Origin of the sequence: Haladaptatus sp. DYF46, from assembly GCF_021083305.1 — an archaeon.
Lineage (GTDB): Archaea > Halobacteriota > Halobacteria > Halobacteriales > Haladaptataceae > Haladaptatus.
This window is the reverse complement of sequence record NZ_JAJFAY010000002.1, coordinates 917,607-932,572: the sequence shown is the minus strand read 5'-3', so window position 1 is coordinate 932,572 and position 14,966 is coordinate 917,607. Positions and strand designations below refer to the sequence as shown.

Genomic DNA, 14,966 nt, shown 5'->3' with positions numbered 1-14,966 from the left:
GTTGGCGGAGCAGTAGCTTTTCTCTCCGGTTGCAGTGGTGTTCTCACCGAATTCGGAAGCGGTACGTCACTCAGCACCGATAGAATTGAAAACACCGAATTCGAGGCCGATACTCACATGGAACCGCTGTTCGATTGCTGGCAGGACGGAATCACGGTCGCTCGGATTCCGACGAAAAAACGGGTTGCGGTTGCCGGGCAGATCGAAAGCGGGGGACGGAGTTGTATGGAGACGGCGTTGGAGACGGTCGGAATCGACGAAGGGTCCGAGACGCTCGTGGTCGTGGTTGCCGACAGGAAGGAGCAAGGGATGAGCGGATGCACGATGGAAGAAGCACTGGTCAGATACGACGCGACGGTAACGCTGAAGGGCGACGTTCCGAACCGAATTCGGGTTCGACATCGAAGCGAAGAAGCGGGGGACGACCGGTACTCGCTCGATGAGACGGTCGTGTTCGAAGAGGGAACGAGCGACCGAAGGACGAAATCGGTGCCCTGTTGAACGGCGTCCAACCAGCATCGATTTCGACGGACGACCCTCCTTGAGGGAGAAATATGAACCGACGGGTTATTTGCCAGACGTTCACTCAAAACAGACTTTCATCCACTAACCGACACTGAATCCGCCGCGCTGGTTCCCAAACGATAAAGCGTCGCAAAAACTACCGACAACCATGCTAGAGCTCGAAGACGTGCTGGCGGCCCGGGACCGGGTGGCCGAGACGGCCCGGCACACGCCGCTCGATTATTCTCACACGTTTACTCGGATGACGGGGGCGGAGGTACACTTGAAACTGGAGACGTTCCAGCGAACGGGGTCGTTCAAGATTCGCGGCGCGACCAACCGCATCATGACGCTTTCGGAGGCCGAAAAGGATGCCGGCGTCGTCACGGCCAGCGCGGGAAACCACGCACAGGGCGTCGCGCTCGCGGCGACGCGAAGCGGGGTCGATTCGAAGATCGTCATGCCGAAACACGCTCCGATTTCGAAGGTCCGTGCGACGGAGAACTACGGCGCGGAGGCGGTGCTGTACGGCGAGGATTACGACGAGGCCGCGGGGCACGCCCACGAAATCGAGGAGACTGAGGGACGAACCTACGTCCACGCCTTCGACGACGAGCGGGTTATGGCCGGGCAGGGAACCATCGGACTGGAGATCATGGACGACCTGCCCGAGGTGGACACCGTCGTCGTCCCCATCGGCGGGGGCGGCCTCATCAGCGGCATCGCGACCGCGATCAAGGGACGAAATCCGGACGCACGAGTCATCGGCGTGCAAGCGAAAGGCGCGTCCAGCGTCGCCGACTCGCTCCAGAAAGGGTCGGTACAGACCCTCGACAGCGTGGACACCATCGCGGACGGCATCGCCACGCGCTGTGTGGGTCAGCGGACCTTCGACGTGATAGACACGCGCGTGGACGAGGTCGTCACCGTCTCGGATTCGGAAATCGCGGTGGCGCTCGCCTACCTGCTCGAACGGGGGAAGACGCTCGTGGAGGGCGCTGGCGCGGTCCCGCTCGCCGCCCTTCTCGAAGGGAAGTTCGAGTACGCGGATGACGAGGTAGTCGTCCCGGTCCTGAGCGGCGGCAACATCGACATGAACCTCCTCACGACGGTCATCGTGCGCGGACTGGTCGAAACCGGTCGGTACGTGAAACTCAAGACCGTCCTCAAGGACCGTCCGGGGTCGCTCCGAACGCTCCTCGACGTCATCGCCGACGCGCAGGCGAACATCTATGCGATCCAGCACGACCGCACCTCTCGCGACATCGGGATGAACGCGACGGAGGTCGAACTCGACCTCGAAACCCGCGGACCGGCACACGTGGAGGCGCTTCTCGACTCGCTCCGCGACAACGGATTCGACGTGGAAGTCCTCGTCTAACCTGCTGTTCGTTTGATTTTTCGTCGCCTGTTGACGTAGGTTTAAGTTCTGGGAACCGAAGTCACCTGCATGAAGCGAACCATCAGCACGCAGGATGCACCGGAGGCGGTCGGTGCGTACAGTCAGGCGACCACCAACGGCGACATCCTGTTCACCGCCGGACAGATACCGATGACGCCCGACGGCGATCTCCTCGACGACGAGGAAATCGCGGTCCAAACCCGCCAGAGTCTGGAGAACGTCAAGGGCATCCTCGAAGAGGAGGGCCTGACCATGCAGGACGTATTGAAGGTGACGGTGTTCATGGACGACATCGAGGATTTCGACGAGATGAACGAGTCGTATCAGGAGTACTTCCAGGACAACCCACCGGCCCGAAGCGCCGTCGAAGTCGCCAACCTGCCGAAGGGCGTCGGCGTCGAAATCGAGGCCATCGCCAGCACCGAATAACCGTGGACCCCCGCGTCAAGGCCAGTCTCCTGTGGGGCGTCGTCGGCGTCCTCTCGTTTCTCGTCCTCCTGCAAGGCTACGAACTGCTGACCGACTACCGCTATTCGGTAGCGGTGAAGGCAGGGGCGACGCTCATCGTGGCGATCGGCGCGCCGATTCTCAGCTACGTCGCCGACGGGGTACTCGATTAGAAAAGAAGGGTTTAAAACCGACACGGGGTAACGAAGTGATAGGCCGGGATGGCCGAATGGCAAAGCGCACGCCTGGAAAGCGTGTTCCCGTATGGGATTCTGGGTTCAAATCCCAGTCCCGGCGTTTTCGAGTGAGCTACCCGATGAGCACCCGCTCCGCGGTGTTCATCGAAGCCGCGAACGAGAAAACGTCATACTGGATTTGAGCAGACGAGTCGCATGCCCGGAACGGCCGAAGGCCGCACGCCCGGACCGTCTCGGCGAGTTCAAATCCCAGTCCCGGCGTATTCGAATGAGTTAACCGCCGAGCACCGCCGAGCGTGTGCTTACGGCGGTTTCGGAACGCCGTCAGGCGTTCGATCCACCGACACCCATCCCATTCTTCGGTCGGCTCCGTCGCTGAATCGTGTAGATGGCAGGCCGACCTGCCCGGACATTCATCTTTACGGGGGTCGAAGGGGGGAACGAATGCGCTCGCTCCTCCCCGTCGCCCTCGTCCTCCTGACGGTGCTGTTCTTCGGGTCGTACTTCGCCGGCTATCACGTCCCCGGCGAGCGAACGCTCGATTCGGCACAGGGCGCACGAGTGGTCGACGTCCCACAGGACCGACCGGGACGGCTCACCGACCCGCACGAGACGCGGTTCCGTCGGTGGGTCGAATTCTACATCCACGTCGCGGTAAATAGGCAACGGACACAGCGAGGATTGGCCCCGCTCGAATTCGACGCGGCACTGCGCGACATCGCGCGGGGCCACAGCGTCGATATGGGTCGCAATGACTACTTCGCACACGTTTCACCGTCCGGTATCGACCCCGGCGACCGCTATCGGCGGGCGAACTATCACTGCCTCCGAGGTGCCGGGGAGAACATCGCGTACACCTACTTCGACCGGCGGGTACGAACCGATAGCGGGGACGTCGTTCGGTATCGAACCGCGAAGGAACTCGCTCGCGGCGTCGTCTCGCAGTGGATGCACTCGCCCGACCATCGGAGGAACATCCTCTCGAAGCGATGGCAGCGCGAGGGACTCGGCGTCTATCACACCGAGAACGGGCGAATATACGCGACGGAGGACTTCTGCTGAGCCAGGTCCAAAAAATTAAATAGTTCGAGAGTCGTCTCAAAGACGAACGTTCGCCGTGTGCGAAACGACACAATGACTGAACGAGCCGATGGAGTGAAGAAAGCCGAACTGTCGAGAGACGTCATATTCCAGATTCTAAGCAATCAGCGACGACGGTACGCGCTCCACTACTTGCGGCGAAACGAGGGGCCGGCCGAGATAGGGGACCTCGCGACCCAAATCGCGGCGTGGGAAAACGACGTTACCGTCGAGGACGTGACCTCACAACAACGCAAGCGGGTGTATAATACGCTTCAACAAGCCCACCTCCCGAAACTCGATGAGACCGGATTCATCGACTACGAACCCGCACGCGGAGAGGTCACACTGACGGACAGGGCGAAACCGCTGAACACGTATCTCGAAATCATTCCGGACAACAACCTCCCCTGGTCGGAGTACTATTTCGTGCTGGGCTGTATCAGCCTCACGCTACTGACGGGGGCGTGGTTCAACGCGGGACCGCTCGGCCACATTCCGGGCATCGGGTGGGCGGTCGGACTCGCCGCGCTGGTAACTATTTCCGGTGGCGCTCATATGTACTATTATCGGAACCTCCGACTCGGACATTCGGAAGTGCCCGAAGAGAAGTGAAGGAGTAATCCATGAGAATTGGAGAGGGAATCGAACGAGACCCGAGCGGACGCGCCGAGCGAGATGGAGAACGGGCGGGAACGGTCGAAACCCACGGGGGATCGGTGTATATAAATAAAGGTTCGAAAAGCGGTTCGAGCCAAAAGATCCGTGTTAACTAATGACACGGATATTTCTCTCTTCAACCGCCGTATGGTGATTTTCCGATTTCTGATTCGGCCGAACCGTTTGCCGTGATCGGAGAGTGGATAAAGATTTATATAGAAGCACAAACATAGTCGCTCTTGTACTATGAGTCAGCGCATGCAAGGTCAGCCGATGATCGTAATGTCCGAAGATTCCCAGCGAGTCAAGGACAAGGACGCGCAGGAACACAACATCACCGCGGCGCGAGCGGTTGCGGACGCTGTACGCTCCACACTCGGCCCGAAAGGGATGGACAAGATGCTCGTCGATTCGATGGGCGACGTCACCATCACGAACGACGGCGTGACCATCCTCAAGGAGATGGACATCGACAACCCGACGGCCGAGATGATCATCGAAGTCGCCGAAACCCAAGAGGACGAAGCGGGTGACGGTACGACGACGGCCGTGGCGGTCACGGGCGAACTTCTCAAGAACGCACAGGACCTTCTCGAACAGGACATCCACCCGACGGCGGTCATCAAAGGGTTCCACCTCGCGAGCGAGAAAGCGCGCGAGGAGGTCGACGACATCGCGGACGAGGTCGACACCGACGACGAGGACCTCCTTCGCAAAGTCGCCGAAACCAGCATGACCGGCAAAGGTGCCGAACTCAACAAGGAAGCCCTCAGCGAGATCATCGTCGACGCGATCGGAGCCGTCACCGTCGATGGGACGGTCGACCTCGAATACGTCAACATCGAGACGCAGACCGGCCGCTCGGCCGGCGAATCCGAACTGCTCGAAGGTGCGGTCATCGACAAGGACCCAGTCCACGACAACATGCCGACCGCCGTCGAGGACGCGAAGGTCCTCCTCCTCAACGAGGCCGTCGAAGTCGAGGAGACTGACGTCGACACCGAAGTCTCCATCAACGACCCCGACCAGCTCCAGAACTTCCTCGACCGCGAGGAATCCCAGTTGAAGGAGAAGGTCGAGCAGATCAAGGACACCGGCGCGAACGTCGTCTTCTGCCAGAAGGGCATCGACGACCTCGCACAGCACTACCTCGCCAAGGAAGGCATCCTCGCCGTCCGCCGCGCGAAGAAGAGCGACATCAAGTTCCTCCGCGAGGTCCTCAACACGACCATCGTCTCGGACCTCGACAGCGCCTCGGCGGACGACGTCGCCGAGGGCAGCGTCACCCGCGACGAGAGCGACGAACTGTTCTACGTCACGGGCGGCGACGACGCACACGGCGTCACGCTCCTCCTCCGCGGCTCCACCGACCACGTGGTCGACGAACTCGAACGCGGTATCACGGACGCGCTCGACGTCGTGGCCCAGACCGTCAGCGACGGCCGAGTCGTCTCCGGCGGCGGTGCCATCGAAGTCGAACTCGCGTCCCGACTCCGCGACTACTCCGACAGCGTCGAAGGCCGTGAACAGCTCGCAGTCGAAGCGTTCGCCGACTCCCTCGAACTCGTTCCGCGCGTACTCGCCGAGAACGCCGGACTGGACTCCATTGACACGCTCGTGGACCTCCGTGCGGCCCACGAGGACGGCGACAAGCGCGCCGGACTGAACGTCTTCAGCAGCGACGTCGAGGACACCTTCGAAGCCGGAATCGTCGAACCGGCTCACGCCAAGGAGCAGGCGCTCTCCAGTGCCACCGAGGCCGCGAACCTCGTCCTCAAAATAGACGACATCATCTCGGCCGGCGAACTCTCCACCGACAAGGGTGGCGACGAGGGCGCTGGCGGCCCACCGGCAGGCGGCATGGGCGGCATGGGCGGTATGGGCGGCGCGATGTAACACGACCTTTTACGACGGTCAGATGACGGCGACTTCGGCGACGACCGCCGAAGTCGCCGTCGCTTCCCTGTGAAAGCTCGACCAAAAGCACTCCTCCCGGACGGCGCGTTGCGCCGTCCGGTCGTCGGCCCGCTCGCTCCGGAATCGCTTCGCTCTTCCGTGCTCTCGTTCACTCCGTTCACGAGAACTTCGCTCGCGGAAGGGGGACGGGTCACAACCGCCGACTGAATCTCCATCCGAGGAATCATCGTCGATTAAACTCGAACCGATTTTCGAAGACCCGTACCGGATAGCGGTACGTTTTCGGTACAGTCACTGGTTCTAACAGGTCGTTTCGAGAATCGTGCCAGAATCCCTATTCTCGTGCCGTGAAGAGTCGAAAGTACCGTGTCTACACCGAAAGACAACGCGGACGAGTCCGAGGCACAATCACGAAAATTCGGTCGCCGCCGCCTCCTCACGGCCGGTGCCGGAGTGGCCCTGACCGCAGTCACGGTTCCAGCCCTCAGCAGTACCGCGGTCGCCCACTTCCCGCAGAAACTCGACATCGACGTGAAACCGGATAGCGAATCGAACGAAATCGATCTCGGCAGTCGGGGCGTCGTCCCCGTCGCCGTCCTCCAGACCGACGCGTTCGACCCGACCAGCGAGGCGGTTCGATATCGGTTCGGTGCTCCGGACGCCGTCGCCGACGGCGGCGGAGCGTGCCCGATTCACGACGGGCACGTCGAAGACGTGGATGGGGACGGAAACGACGACGTAGTGCTCCACTTTTCCGTTGCGGATGCCGAATTCGACGCTGGCGAGGCGGAGGCCGAACTCCGCTGGGAGCGGGACGAGTCCGGCGAACACGGGTTTTCCGGCCGGGATTCCGTGCAAATCGTGGGTCGCGGCGACGAAGACGGGGGAGAAGACGACCCGATGGACGGGAGCGAAGGGGGCAAAGGGAGCGGACACCAGCACGAGGACGACCGACAACACCAGCACGGAGGAGCGACGGACGACGGAAACGGGTGCTAATGAGGTAATCGAGGTTTCCACGAAACCGCTCCCGTCAAGCGGTCGTCACCCGCGAAACGAAAACCGACCCCTGTCAGATTTTCGCCCCAACCGCAGTCAAGGAATTGTCTATTGGATTCGGATTTATTTTTGAATCAGCGTCGAATCGAGACTCGATTGCCAGATTAGAATGCAATCAAACCGTCGAAAATGAATTCTGTTTGAACATCCGCGGCATTAATAATCACATAACACCCTTCGAAATATTCTCGAAATCACCACAGGAGAGCGGGATAGCGGTCAAAAATCGGTAAAAGATGGAACTAAGTGGGAACCGCGTTTCCCTCCGACCATGGAGACACTCCTGCTCAATCAGGATGCGGTCGACGAGAACACGCAGATGCCCGAACTCATTCGGGCCATCGAGGACGCCTTCGCGGCGTACGCGACCGGGAGCGCACAGATGCCCGCGAAATCGTACATCGACCTGCCGCAGTACAACGGCGACTTTCGGTCGATGCCCGCCTACTTGGACGCGGATACGTGGGATGCGGCCGGAATCAAGTGGGTCAACGTCCATCCCGACAACCCGGAGTCGTTCGACCTGCCGACCGTCATGGGCACGATGATCTACAGCGACCCCGAGACGGCGTTCCCGCTCGCCATTATGGACGGGACGGAACTCACGATGAAGCGCACGGGCGCGGCCGCCGCCGTGGCGACCGACCACCTCGCCATCGAGGACGCGACGAGCATGGGTCTGGTCGGCGCCGGCGTCCAATCCTACACGCAACTCGAAGCCATCTCGAAGATTCGCCCCATCGAAGAGGTCGTCATCAGCGACTTGGACGACGAAGCGGTCGCGGAGTTCATCGACTACTTCAGCGACGAGTTCGACGTTCACAGCGGGTCGATTTCCGAGGCGGCCTCCTGTGACATCCTCTCGACCGTGACGCCCGTCGAGACGCCCATCGTCTCCGCCGACGCCGTCGGCGACCACACCCACATCAACGCGATGGGTGCCGACGCGGAGGGAAAACACGAACTCGCGGACGAGCTCCTGTTGAACGCGAAACTCGTCATCGACGACCACGCCCAGACCACCCACTCGGGCGAAATCAACGTCCCGTACAACGAGGGGACGCTCACGGACGACGACATCCACGGCGACATCGGCGACATCGTCATCGGCGAACTGGAGGGTCGCACCGAGGACGACGGCGTGACCGTCTTCGACAGCACCGGACTGGCAATTCAAGACGTCGCGGCCGCCCACGTCGTCTACGAGCACGCGAACGAGAACGACAACGGCTACCCGTTCGACCTTCTCGGGATCTAATACGACCCGGTCAGGGTCTCCGTTTCAGGTGTTGATTTTTGGACCGAGCGCGTTATCGACGACGGAGTTCGCGCTCGCGGTGAGCGTCGAATCCGCGGTGACTTCGTAGCCGTAGCCCGCAGAGTTGCGGATGGTACTGTGCTGAATCGAGAGACGCGACCCGTTCGTGACCGCCACGTTTGCGTGTTCCTTCGCGTTCCAGAATTCGTTGCCGCCGCCGGCGTACTCGACGATACAGTAGTGAAGCTTGTTCTCGGTGCGGTTCGTGTTCTCGAAGTAGATGCCCCGCCAATAGCCCCGCGTCTTCTGTTCGCCCGTGAACGTGATGGGGTCGCTCTCCGTTCCGACGGCGGTGAGACTGCCACCGTCGTACATCCGAAGGCCGGCGTCCTGTCCGAATTCGAGGGTCGCGCCCGGTTCGATGGTGAGGTTGCCGTACACCGACACCGCACCGGTGTCGACGAAGTAGGGAGCGTCGAGGGCGTCCCACGTCACGTCCATCGATTCGCGGATATCGTCGTGCTGCCACACGTAGACGCGGTCCTCGTCGTTGCCGACGTAGGTGCCGGTATCGGAGAGGAAATGGGCGGTGTCGTCGCGAACGTAGCCCGCGCCCTCCACGTTTCGCGTCACGGTGTTGGTCGTGAACGAATCGACGGAGACGTCGTCGGCGAAGTTGAACCCCCACGCGCCGCTCTCGCGTATCGTACAGCCGTCGATTCTCGCCCGCGACCCGTCGGAAACGGCGACGTTGGCGTTGGCGTCCGCGTTCCAGTATTCCCTCCCGCCGCCTCCGTATTCGACGACGCAGTTTCGGAGTTGGTTCTCGGTGCGGTCGGTGCTCTCGAAGTAGATGCCCCGCCAGTAGCCCCGCGTCTTCTGCTCGCCGGTGAACGTGATCGGTTTAGACACCTCGGTGTCGGGGTCGATGCCGACGGCGGTGAGGGTGCCACCGTCCAGCAGTTTCAACCCGGCCTCCTGTCCGAACTCGACCGTCGCGCCCGGTTCGATGGTGAGGTTGCCGTACGTGTTTATCGCGCCGGTGTCGACGAAGTACGGGACGTCGATGGCGTCCCACGTCACGTCGAGGTCCGTGCCGATGTCGTCGTGCTGCCAGACGTACACCCGGTCCGTATCGTTGCCGGCGTAGGTTCCGGTGTCCGAAAGGAAGTGAGCGCGGTCGTCGCGGACGTAGCCCGCCCCGTTCGCGTTTCGGGTCACGGTGTTGTTCACGAACGCGTCTATCGTCACCTCCTCGGCGAAGTTGAATCCGTATCCCCCGCTCTCCCGAAGCGTGGTGTTCGTGATTCGAGCGCGGGCACCGTCACCGACGACGACGTTGGCGTTGGCGTCCGCGCTCCAGTATTCCCTCCCGCCGCCGTATTCGATCACGCAGTTTTCGATGACGCTCGGGACGCGGTCGGACGTCTCGAAGTAGAGGCCGCGCCAGAATCCGCGGGTCTTCTGTTCGCCGGTGAACGTGATCGGCTTGGATTCTTCGGTTTCGGGGTCGATACCGGCGGCCGTCAACTGGGACGAATCGGAGACTTTGAGGCCGGCCTCCTGTTCGAACGAAAGGGTCGTTCCGGGCGCGATGGTCAGGTGGGCGTCCGTGCCGAGTTCGACGAGTTTCGAGACGCGGTAGCGGGCGTCGAGGGCGCTCCACGTCTCGTCGAACCCGTCGCCGAGTCCGTCGTGACCCCAAATGTGAACGACGTCGTCGTCGTTCCCGGTGTACGTTCCGGACCCGTCGACGTGGTGGGCGGAGGCGTCGCGCACGAACCCCGCACCCGCAGCGTTTGCGGTGACGGCGTTTTTCGAAAAGTCGTCGACGTGCACCTCCGATCCGAAGGTGAACCCCCACGCCCCGCTCTCGCGGAACGCGCAGTTCGACGCCGCGATTCGGGAGTTCCCGCCGACGGCGAGGTTCGCCTCGACGTCTGCCTGCCAGAACTCGTCCCCACCGCCAGCGTATTCCACGACACAGTAGGTCATCTCGTTCGGTTTGTTCGAATCTTCGAAGTAGATGCCCCGCCAGAACCCGCGAGTCTCTTGCGCACCGGTGAAGAGCACGGGGCGCTTACACGTCCCCTTGGCGACGAGCGTCGCGTCCGTGGCGATTTTGAGCCCCGCGTTCTGTTCGAAGACGAGTTCGGTACCCGATTTTACCGTGAGCGTCGCGCCGGTGACGTCGACGGTCCCGCTAACGACGTACCGACCGCAGTCGTCGCCGAGCGTGGTGTTTTGGTCGATGTCGGCTTCGAGTCGCTGCGGGTCGGATTCCTCGGGGAGGACGCCGGTACAGTCCCCGAAGGCGACCCGTTTTCCGCCCGACGGCGCATCGGTTTCGGTCCCCGGTGTCGTTCCGTCCGCGGTCGTTTTCGAGGGGGAACCGCCCGTCGCTTCCGACGTCACCGCCTCGGCCTCATCTCCCGTCGAGAGCGAGCTACACCCCGCAAGGCCGTTCGCGAGCGCTCCCGCACCGATGGTTTTCAGTACCCGTCGCCGCTGCATTTCCGTTTTCGATAGTTCGTCTGTCATGAGATATCGTTTCGACCGCCAGTGGCGCGAGAGTGGCAGATGTTCTATAATTCCGCGTCGAATACGCGCCCTGACCCGTGAGTAGAGATATCAGTACCATTTTATATACGCACTGAGCGGAACGATTTCAGGATGTGGAAAGATACGCCATCGTGAACGCGGACGGGGCGTGAAAAGCGAAGAACCGGACCGCTAGCTGACAGTTGTTCCGCGAGGAGTTCAGAACCGGGATTCGTCCGTCACCGAATCCCGTCGTCCGTTGGTTACTCTTCGTCCCCGATCGGTGCCCGTCCGGCGAGTTCGTCGGTCAGTTTCGAGATGACCCACACGATAATCAGGAACGGCAGGAGCGGAACCAACAGGACGAGAAGCCCCAGAAACATGGCGAAGCCGATGGTGTTCATCTCGCTATCCGAGTGGCCACGGGAAGGTGGTGTGACGGTTCGTAGAATCTTCGTGACGGGGTGGTCCCCCGAGTCCCCCTGACTCATGTGGAAACGAGCGACGGGCTCAATCATAAGCGTTCGCACGGCACAACCGCTTTGCGGGTTCGGTTCCAGATTCGAGACGATGAATCAACGTCGGGACGCGTTCGTCGCCGCCGTCGGAGGGTGCTGGCCGTCGCCGCCTCGTTCGCCGTCGCGGGGCGGACGCCGAGTTTCGTGGGGGCGGGGATCGACCGGTTCGTAACGACGCTGCTTCCGGGCGTCGTGATGGGAACGGCCATCGACGCGCTCGGGGACACGGCCCACCTCCTCGCGTTCGGGTTCGCGTTGGTCGTCGCCCTCGCGCTCTTTTACGAGTTTCGCGAGCGGGAGCGCTTCGTACAGTAGTTGATTCGTATCGAGTTCCTCCTCGGGAGCGGTGAAAAACGGTCTGTCTGACGACAGACCACAATTTTGATAATTACTACGAAATGGATCTTGTGTGGTCCACCGAGTAGCGTGATGAAAGCGGTCGAGCGACCTTAGCCTTCCAGATGGATGGCCGGTCGCATCGGGGTGGCGTGTCGCGCCTTGTCCTCCGGGTCGGGCACGTCTTCGCCCTCGCGGTACACCTCGACGTCGGCGTCGAACTCGCGTTCGAAGAAGTCGCGTGCGTCCTCGTACACCTCGACTTCGTTCACGTTGGCCAGCACCGCGACGTGATCGTCGGGGCGTTCGCGCACGTCCTCGACGAGTTTCTGCACGAGTTGGTTCACCTCGTCTCCCTTCTCGCGCAGTTCCTCGTCCTGCATGACTTCGCCCATCACCGCGCCGACGTCGGGCCCGGTATCGACGACCGCCGAGAGCACCGTCCGCTTCCAGTCGGCGGCGACGTACACCCGAATCGTCTCGGGGTCGGCGTCCGTCACGTTCACGATATCGCGGACGTCGTCGGTCAGTCCCTCGACCAACGATTCCTCGATTTCCGTGACGGTACTCTCGAAGTCGGCGTTCACGTCCGGCCATTCGGCCTCGTCTATCGGCTTACCGGTCAGGCGCTCGTGAAGTTCCGTCGCCATGAACGGGACGAACGGGGCCAGCAGGCGCAGGCGGGCGTTCAGCACGGTTCGGAGCGTCCAGCGCGCGCCGGGTCGGTCGAGGTCGGTGCGCTTGCGATACCACTTCAGGTGCTCCTCGAAGCCGTAGAAGGCGGCCTGACTGGCCGAGCGCGTCTCGAACCGGTCCATCGCGTCGGTGGCCTCTCTAACCGTCGCCTGCAGTTTCGACAGCAACCAGCGATCGATGCGTTGCAGATCGCGTTCACCCTCCGGCCCATCGATTATCTCCAACGACCGGTTCCAGAACCGTCGCAGTTGATTCCCCGTGCTTTCGACCTGTTCGCTCCGCCAGTCGTAATCCTGCCACGGTTCCGCGCTGTTCATCAGGAAGAAGCGCACGGTGTCCGCGCCGTACTTCTCGATGGCGTTCTCGGGCAGGACGACGTGACCCTTCGAGGAGGACATCTTCTCGCCCTCCAGCAGTCCCATGCCCATCACGGAGATGCCCTGGGGCCAGTTCGCCGGTTCGAACAACTCGGCGTGGTGGAACAGGAAGAAGGTCAGATGGTTGCTAACCAAATCGTTCCCGGAACAGCGGTAATCGACCGGATACCAGTAGTCCCACTCCTCGCGCAGCGAGAGCGCGGTTTCGTTCGGTTCTTTGACGGCCTCGCTCACGGCGTCGCCGTTCGCGTCTTCCGAGGCGCGTTGCGCCTCGCTGCCGTAAAACAACGTATCGAAGAACTCCTTGTCCATCTCCTCCACGGGCACGTCCGAGATGCGATGAGCGATGGTGTAGTAGGCCATGTAGATGGTCGAGTCCGACAGCGGTTCGATGACGAAGTCGTCGTCCCACGGCAAGCGCGTACCCAGACCGTAGTTTCGGATGCAGGGCCACTCGTTCAGCCAATCGACCGTGTGGTCGTACTGCTCGCGGGTGTTCTCCGGAATCGCGTCCAATTCGGCCACCGCCTCGTGGGCCTTCGCCTTCCACTCCTCGTCGTTGTAACACAGGAACCACGTGTCCTGTTCCGCGACTTCGACGGCCCCGCCACAGCGACAGACGACCTCCTCGCTGAACTCGTGCATCGTGCCGAACGACCCCTGTTGCTGAAACTCGGCCTTCAGGTCGTCGCGCACGTCCTCCACGATTTCCCCGGCGTAGTCCCCGTACATCTCGCGCAGTTTCCCGCTGTGGAACTCGCGGTTGTACACCTCCTGCGTGGCGTCCTCCAGCGCCGGATCCGAGGAGTCCTCGATACCGTGTTCCTCCACGGCGTCCTTCGCCGGGAACTCGCCGTAGCCCTCCACGTCGATGATGGCCTTCGGTTCGATTGCGGCGACTTCGGCGAGGTCGATTCCGTACTCCTCCATCCGGGCGCCATCTTCCTTTGCTTCCCGCAGAGCAACCCAGTCGTCGGGACTGTGGGCCGGAACGGACATGACGACGCCCGTGGCGTTCTCGGCGTCCACGAAGTTCGCGGGCAGGACCAGCACGTCGTCGCCCGTGATGGGGTTCGTGACGTGTTCGCCGACCAGTCGCTCGCCGGTGAAGCGGTCGCGAACCTCGACGTCGTGTGCCTGCAGTTCCAGTTTCTCCGCCGCGGATTCCGAGACGAACCATCGCTCGCCATCGACGTCGGCCTCGACGTACTCCGCGTCGGGGTCGATGTAGGCGTTCGTGACGCCGTGGACCGTCTCGGGGCGCAGCGTCGCCATCGGAACCGTCACGTCGTTCTCGCCCGCGCGCCATCCAAATTTGACCAGCGTGTACTCCTGAAACTCCGCCTCCTCACCCTCCAGCAGGTCGTGGGTCGTGACCGGATTCCCCTCGTTCGTGCAGTATTTGACGGGGTGCAGGCCCTTCTCCAGCAAGCCGCGGTCCTTCAGCGTCTCGTACTGCCACGTGATGAACTTCGAGTACCGCTCGTCGTTCGTCGTGAACTCGCGCCGCCAGTCGATGGACAGGCCCAACGACTGCATGTTCTTCTTGTAACTGTCCTCGATGAAGTGCCGGGCGAACCCCATCGGCGTCTCCATTCCGGCCAAATCCTCGTCGGAGACGTTGTAGGTGTCCTGCAACACGGACATCTGCTGCGGTTCGCGGTTCTTCAGGCGTTCCACCGCGCCGACGATTGGCGTTCCGGTGACGTGCCACGCGATGGGGAACAGCACGTTGTCGCCCTGCAGACGACGGTAACGCGCCCACACGTCTGGAACGGTGTAGGTTCTGGCGTGCCCGATGTGCATGCCGCCACTCGGATACGGATACGCGACTGTGACGAAGGTGGCTTCTGACTGGGACGGGTCGACCTCGTACCGGCCCTCTTCCGCCCATCGAGACTGCCACTTCGACTCGATTTCCCGCGGCTCGTACTCGTTCATGTCCTATCGGAGACGTGCGACGGTAAAAGAACT

The 14,966-nt window shown here is 61.9% G+C and carries 14 protein-coding genes and 1 tRNA gene; 12 read left to right on the top strand and 3 right to left on the bottom strand.

From position 1 onward, the window contains the following. The first annotated feature begins 117 nt into the window (after nucleotides 1-117). From LJF34_RS16060 to LJF34_RS16010, 11 genes are all read left to right on the top strand, one after another. On the top strand, nucleotides 118-501 hold the full coding sequence (locus LJF34_RS16060) for a hypothetical protein (protein ID WP_231186297.1): 384 nt from the start codon (nucleotides 118-120) through the stop codon (nucleotides 499-501). 172 nt (nucleotides 502-673) lie between these two features. Further along, nucleotides 674-1,885 (top strand): threonine ammonia-lyase, encoded by a 1,212-nt coding sequence (ilvA, locus tag LJF34_RS16055; RefSeq protein WP_231186296.1) that lies wholly within the window; start codon nucleotides 674-676, stop codon nucleotides 1,883-1,885. 69 nt (nucleotides 1,886-1,954) lie between these two features. Beyond that, nucleotides 1,955-2,335: a Rid family detoxifying hydrolase gene (locus LJF34_RS16050; protein ID WP_231186295.1), complete on the top strand. Its 381-nt coding sequence runs from the start codon at nucleotides 1,955-1,957 to the stop codon at nucleotides 2,333-2,335. Between the two features lie 2 nt (nucleotides 2,336-2,337). Continuing rightward, nucleotides 2,338-2,526: a hypothetical protein gene (locus LJF34_RS16045; protein WP_231186294.1), complete on the top strand. Its 189-nt coding sequence runs from the start codon at nucleotides 2,338-2,340 to the stop codon at nucleotides 2,524-2,526. A gap of 42 nt (nucleotides 2,527-2,568) precedes the next feature. After that, a tRNA-Ser gene (locus tag LJF34_RS16040) sits at nucleotides 2,569-2,650 on the top strand. A 344-nt stretch (nucleotides 2,651-2,994) separates the two neighbouring features. Beyond that, nucleotides 2,995-3,612, top strand: coding sequence for a CAP domain-containing protein (locus tag LJF34_RS16035; protein WP_231186293.1), 618 nt, complete (start codon nucleotides 2,995-2,997; stop codon nucleotides 3,610-3,612). Between the two features lie 72 nt (nucleotides 3,613-3,684). After that, the gene (locus LJF34_RS16030) at nucleotides 3,685-4,245 is read left to right on the top strand and encodes a hypothetical protein (protein WP_231186292.1); all 561 of its coding nucleotides are present in this window, start codon (nucleotides 3,685-3,687) and stop codon (nucleotides 4,243-4,245) included. Between the two features lie 303 nt (nucleotides 4,246-4,548). Then, a complete protein-coding gene (gene thsB, locus LJF34_RS16025) occupies nucleotides 4,549-6,186 on the top strand; it encodes a thermosome subunit beta (RefSeq protein ID WP_231186334.1) in 1,638 nt (545 codons plus the stop codon). Between the two features lie 69 nt (nucleotides 6,187-6,255). Next, nucleotides 6,256-6,414, top strand: coding sequence for a hypothetical protein (locus LJF34_RS16020; protein WP_231186291.1), 159 nt, complete (start codon nucleotides 6,256-6,258; stop codon nucleotides 6,412-6,414). A gap of 159 nt (nucleotides 6,415-6,573) precedes the next feature. Beyond that, nucleotides 6,574-7,206 carry a hypothetical protein gene (locus LJF34_RS16015; protein WP_231186290.1) on the top strand — a complete coding sequence of 211 codons (633 nt, stop codon included), beginning with the start codon at nucleotides 6,574-6,576 and terminating at the stop codon, nucleotides 7,204-7,206. A 331-nt stretch (nucleotides 7,207-7,537) separates the two neighbouring features. Next, nucleotides 7,538-8,524 carry an ornithine cyclodeaminase family protein gene (locus tag LJF34_RS16010; protein WP_231186289.1) on the top strand — a complete coding sequence of 329 codons (987 nt, stop codon included), beginning with the start codon at nucleotides 7,538-7,540 and terminating at the stop codon, nucleotides 8,522-8,524. Nucleotides 8,525-8,548: 24 nt separating this feature from the next. Here LJF34_RS16010 and LJF34_RS16005 read toward each other — a convergent pair whose 3' ends face one another. After that, the gene (locus tag LJF34_RS16005) at nucleotides 8,549-11,065 is read right to left on the bottom strand and encodes a hypothetical protein (protein ID WP_231186288.1); all 2,517 of its coding nucleotides are present in this window, start codon (nucleotides 11,063-11,065) and stop codon (nucleotides 8,549-8,551) included. Between the two features lie 263 nt (nucleotides 11,066-11,328). Further along, nucleotides 11,329-11,556: a hypothetical protein gene (locus tag LJF34_RS16000; protein ID WP_231186287.1), complete on the bottom strand. Its 228-nt coding sequence runs from the start codon at nucleotides 11,554-11,556 to the stop codon at nucleotides 11,329-11,331. Between LJF34_RS16000 and LJF34_RS15995 the strand changes: the two genes are divergently transcribed. Continuing rightward, complete coding sequence (locus tag LJF34_RS15995; protein WP_231186286.1) at nucleotides 11,557-11,898, top strand: hypothetical protein; 342 nt, start codon at nucleotides 11,557-11,559, stop codon at nucleotides 11,896-11,898. It begins immediately after the preceding gene. Nucleotides 11,899-12,032: 134 nt separating this feature from the next. Here LJF34_RS15995 and leuS read toward each other — a convergent pair whose 3' ends face one another. Then, nucleotides 12,033-14,933, bottom strand: a complete 2,901-nt coding sequence (gene leuS, locus LJF34_RS15990) for a leucine--tRNA ligase (RefSeq protein WP_231186285.1) — start codon at nucleotides 14,931-14,933, stop codon at nucleotides 12,033-12,035. Nucleotides 14,934-14,966 lie beyond the last annotated feature (33 nt).

Bases quoted from the DNA above. Each gene is read 5' to 3' on its own strand.
- LJF34_RS16060 (WP_231186297.1), top strand. From the start codon at position 118: ATGGAACCGCTGTTCGATTGCTGGCAGGACGGAATCACGGTCGCTCGG.
- ilvA (WP_231186296.1), top strand. From the start codon at position 674: ATGCTAGAGCTCGAAGACGTGCTGGCGGCCCGGGACCGGGTGGCCGAG.
- LJF34_RS16050 (WP_231186295.1), top strand. From the start codon at position 1,955: ATGAAGCGAACCATCAGCACGCAGGATGCACCGGAGGCGGTCGGTGCG.
- LJF34_RS16035 (WP_231186293.1), top strand. From the start codon at position 2,995: ATGCGCTCGCTCCTCCCCGTCGCCCTCGTCCTCCTGACGGTGCTGTTC.
- LJF34_RS16030 (WP_231186292.1), top strand. From the start codon at position 3,685: ATGACTGAACGAGCCGATGGAGTGAAGAAAGCCGAACTGTCGAGAGAC.
- thsB (WP_231186334.1), top strand. From the start codon at position 4,549: ATGCAAGGTCAGCCGATGATCGTAATGTCCGAAGATTCCCAGCGAGTC.
- LJF34_RS16010 (WP_231186289.1), top strand. From the start codon at position 7,538: ATGGAGACACTCCTGCTCAATCAGGATGCGGTCGACGAGAACACGCAG.
- LJF34_RS16005 (WP_231186288.1), bottom strand. From the start codon at position 11,065: ATGACAGACGAACTATCGAAAACGGAAATGCAGCGGCGACGGGTACTG.
- LJF34_RS16000 (WP_231186287.1), bottom strand. From the start codon at position 11,556: ATGAGTCAGGGGGACTCGGGGGACCACCCCGTCACGAAGATTCTACGA.
- leuS (WP_231186285.1), bottom strand. From the start codon at position 14,933: ATGAACGAGTACGAGCCGCGGGAAATCGAGTCGAAGTGGCAGTCTCGA.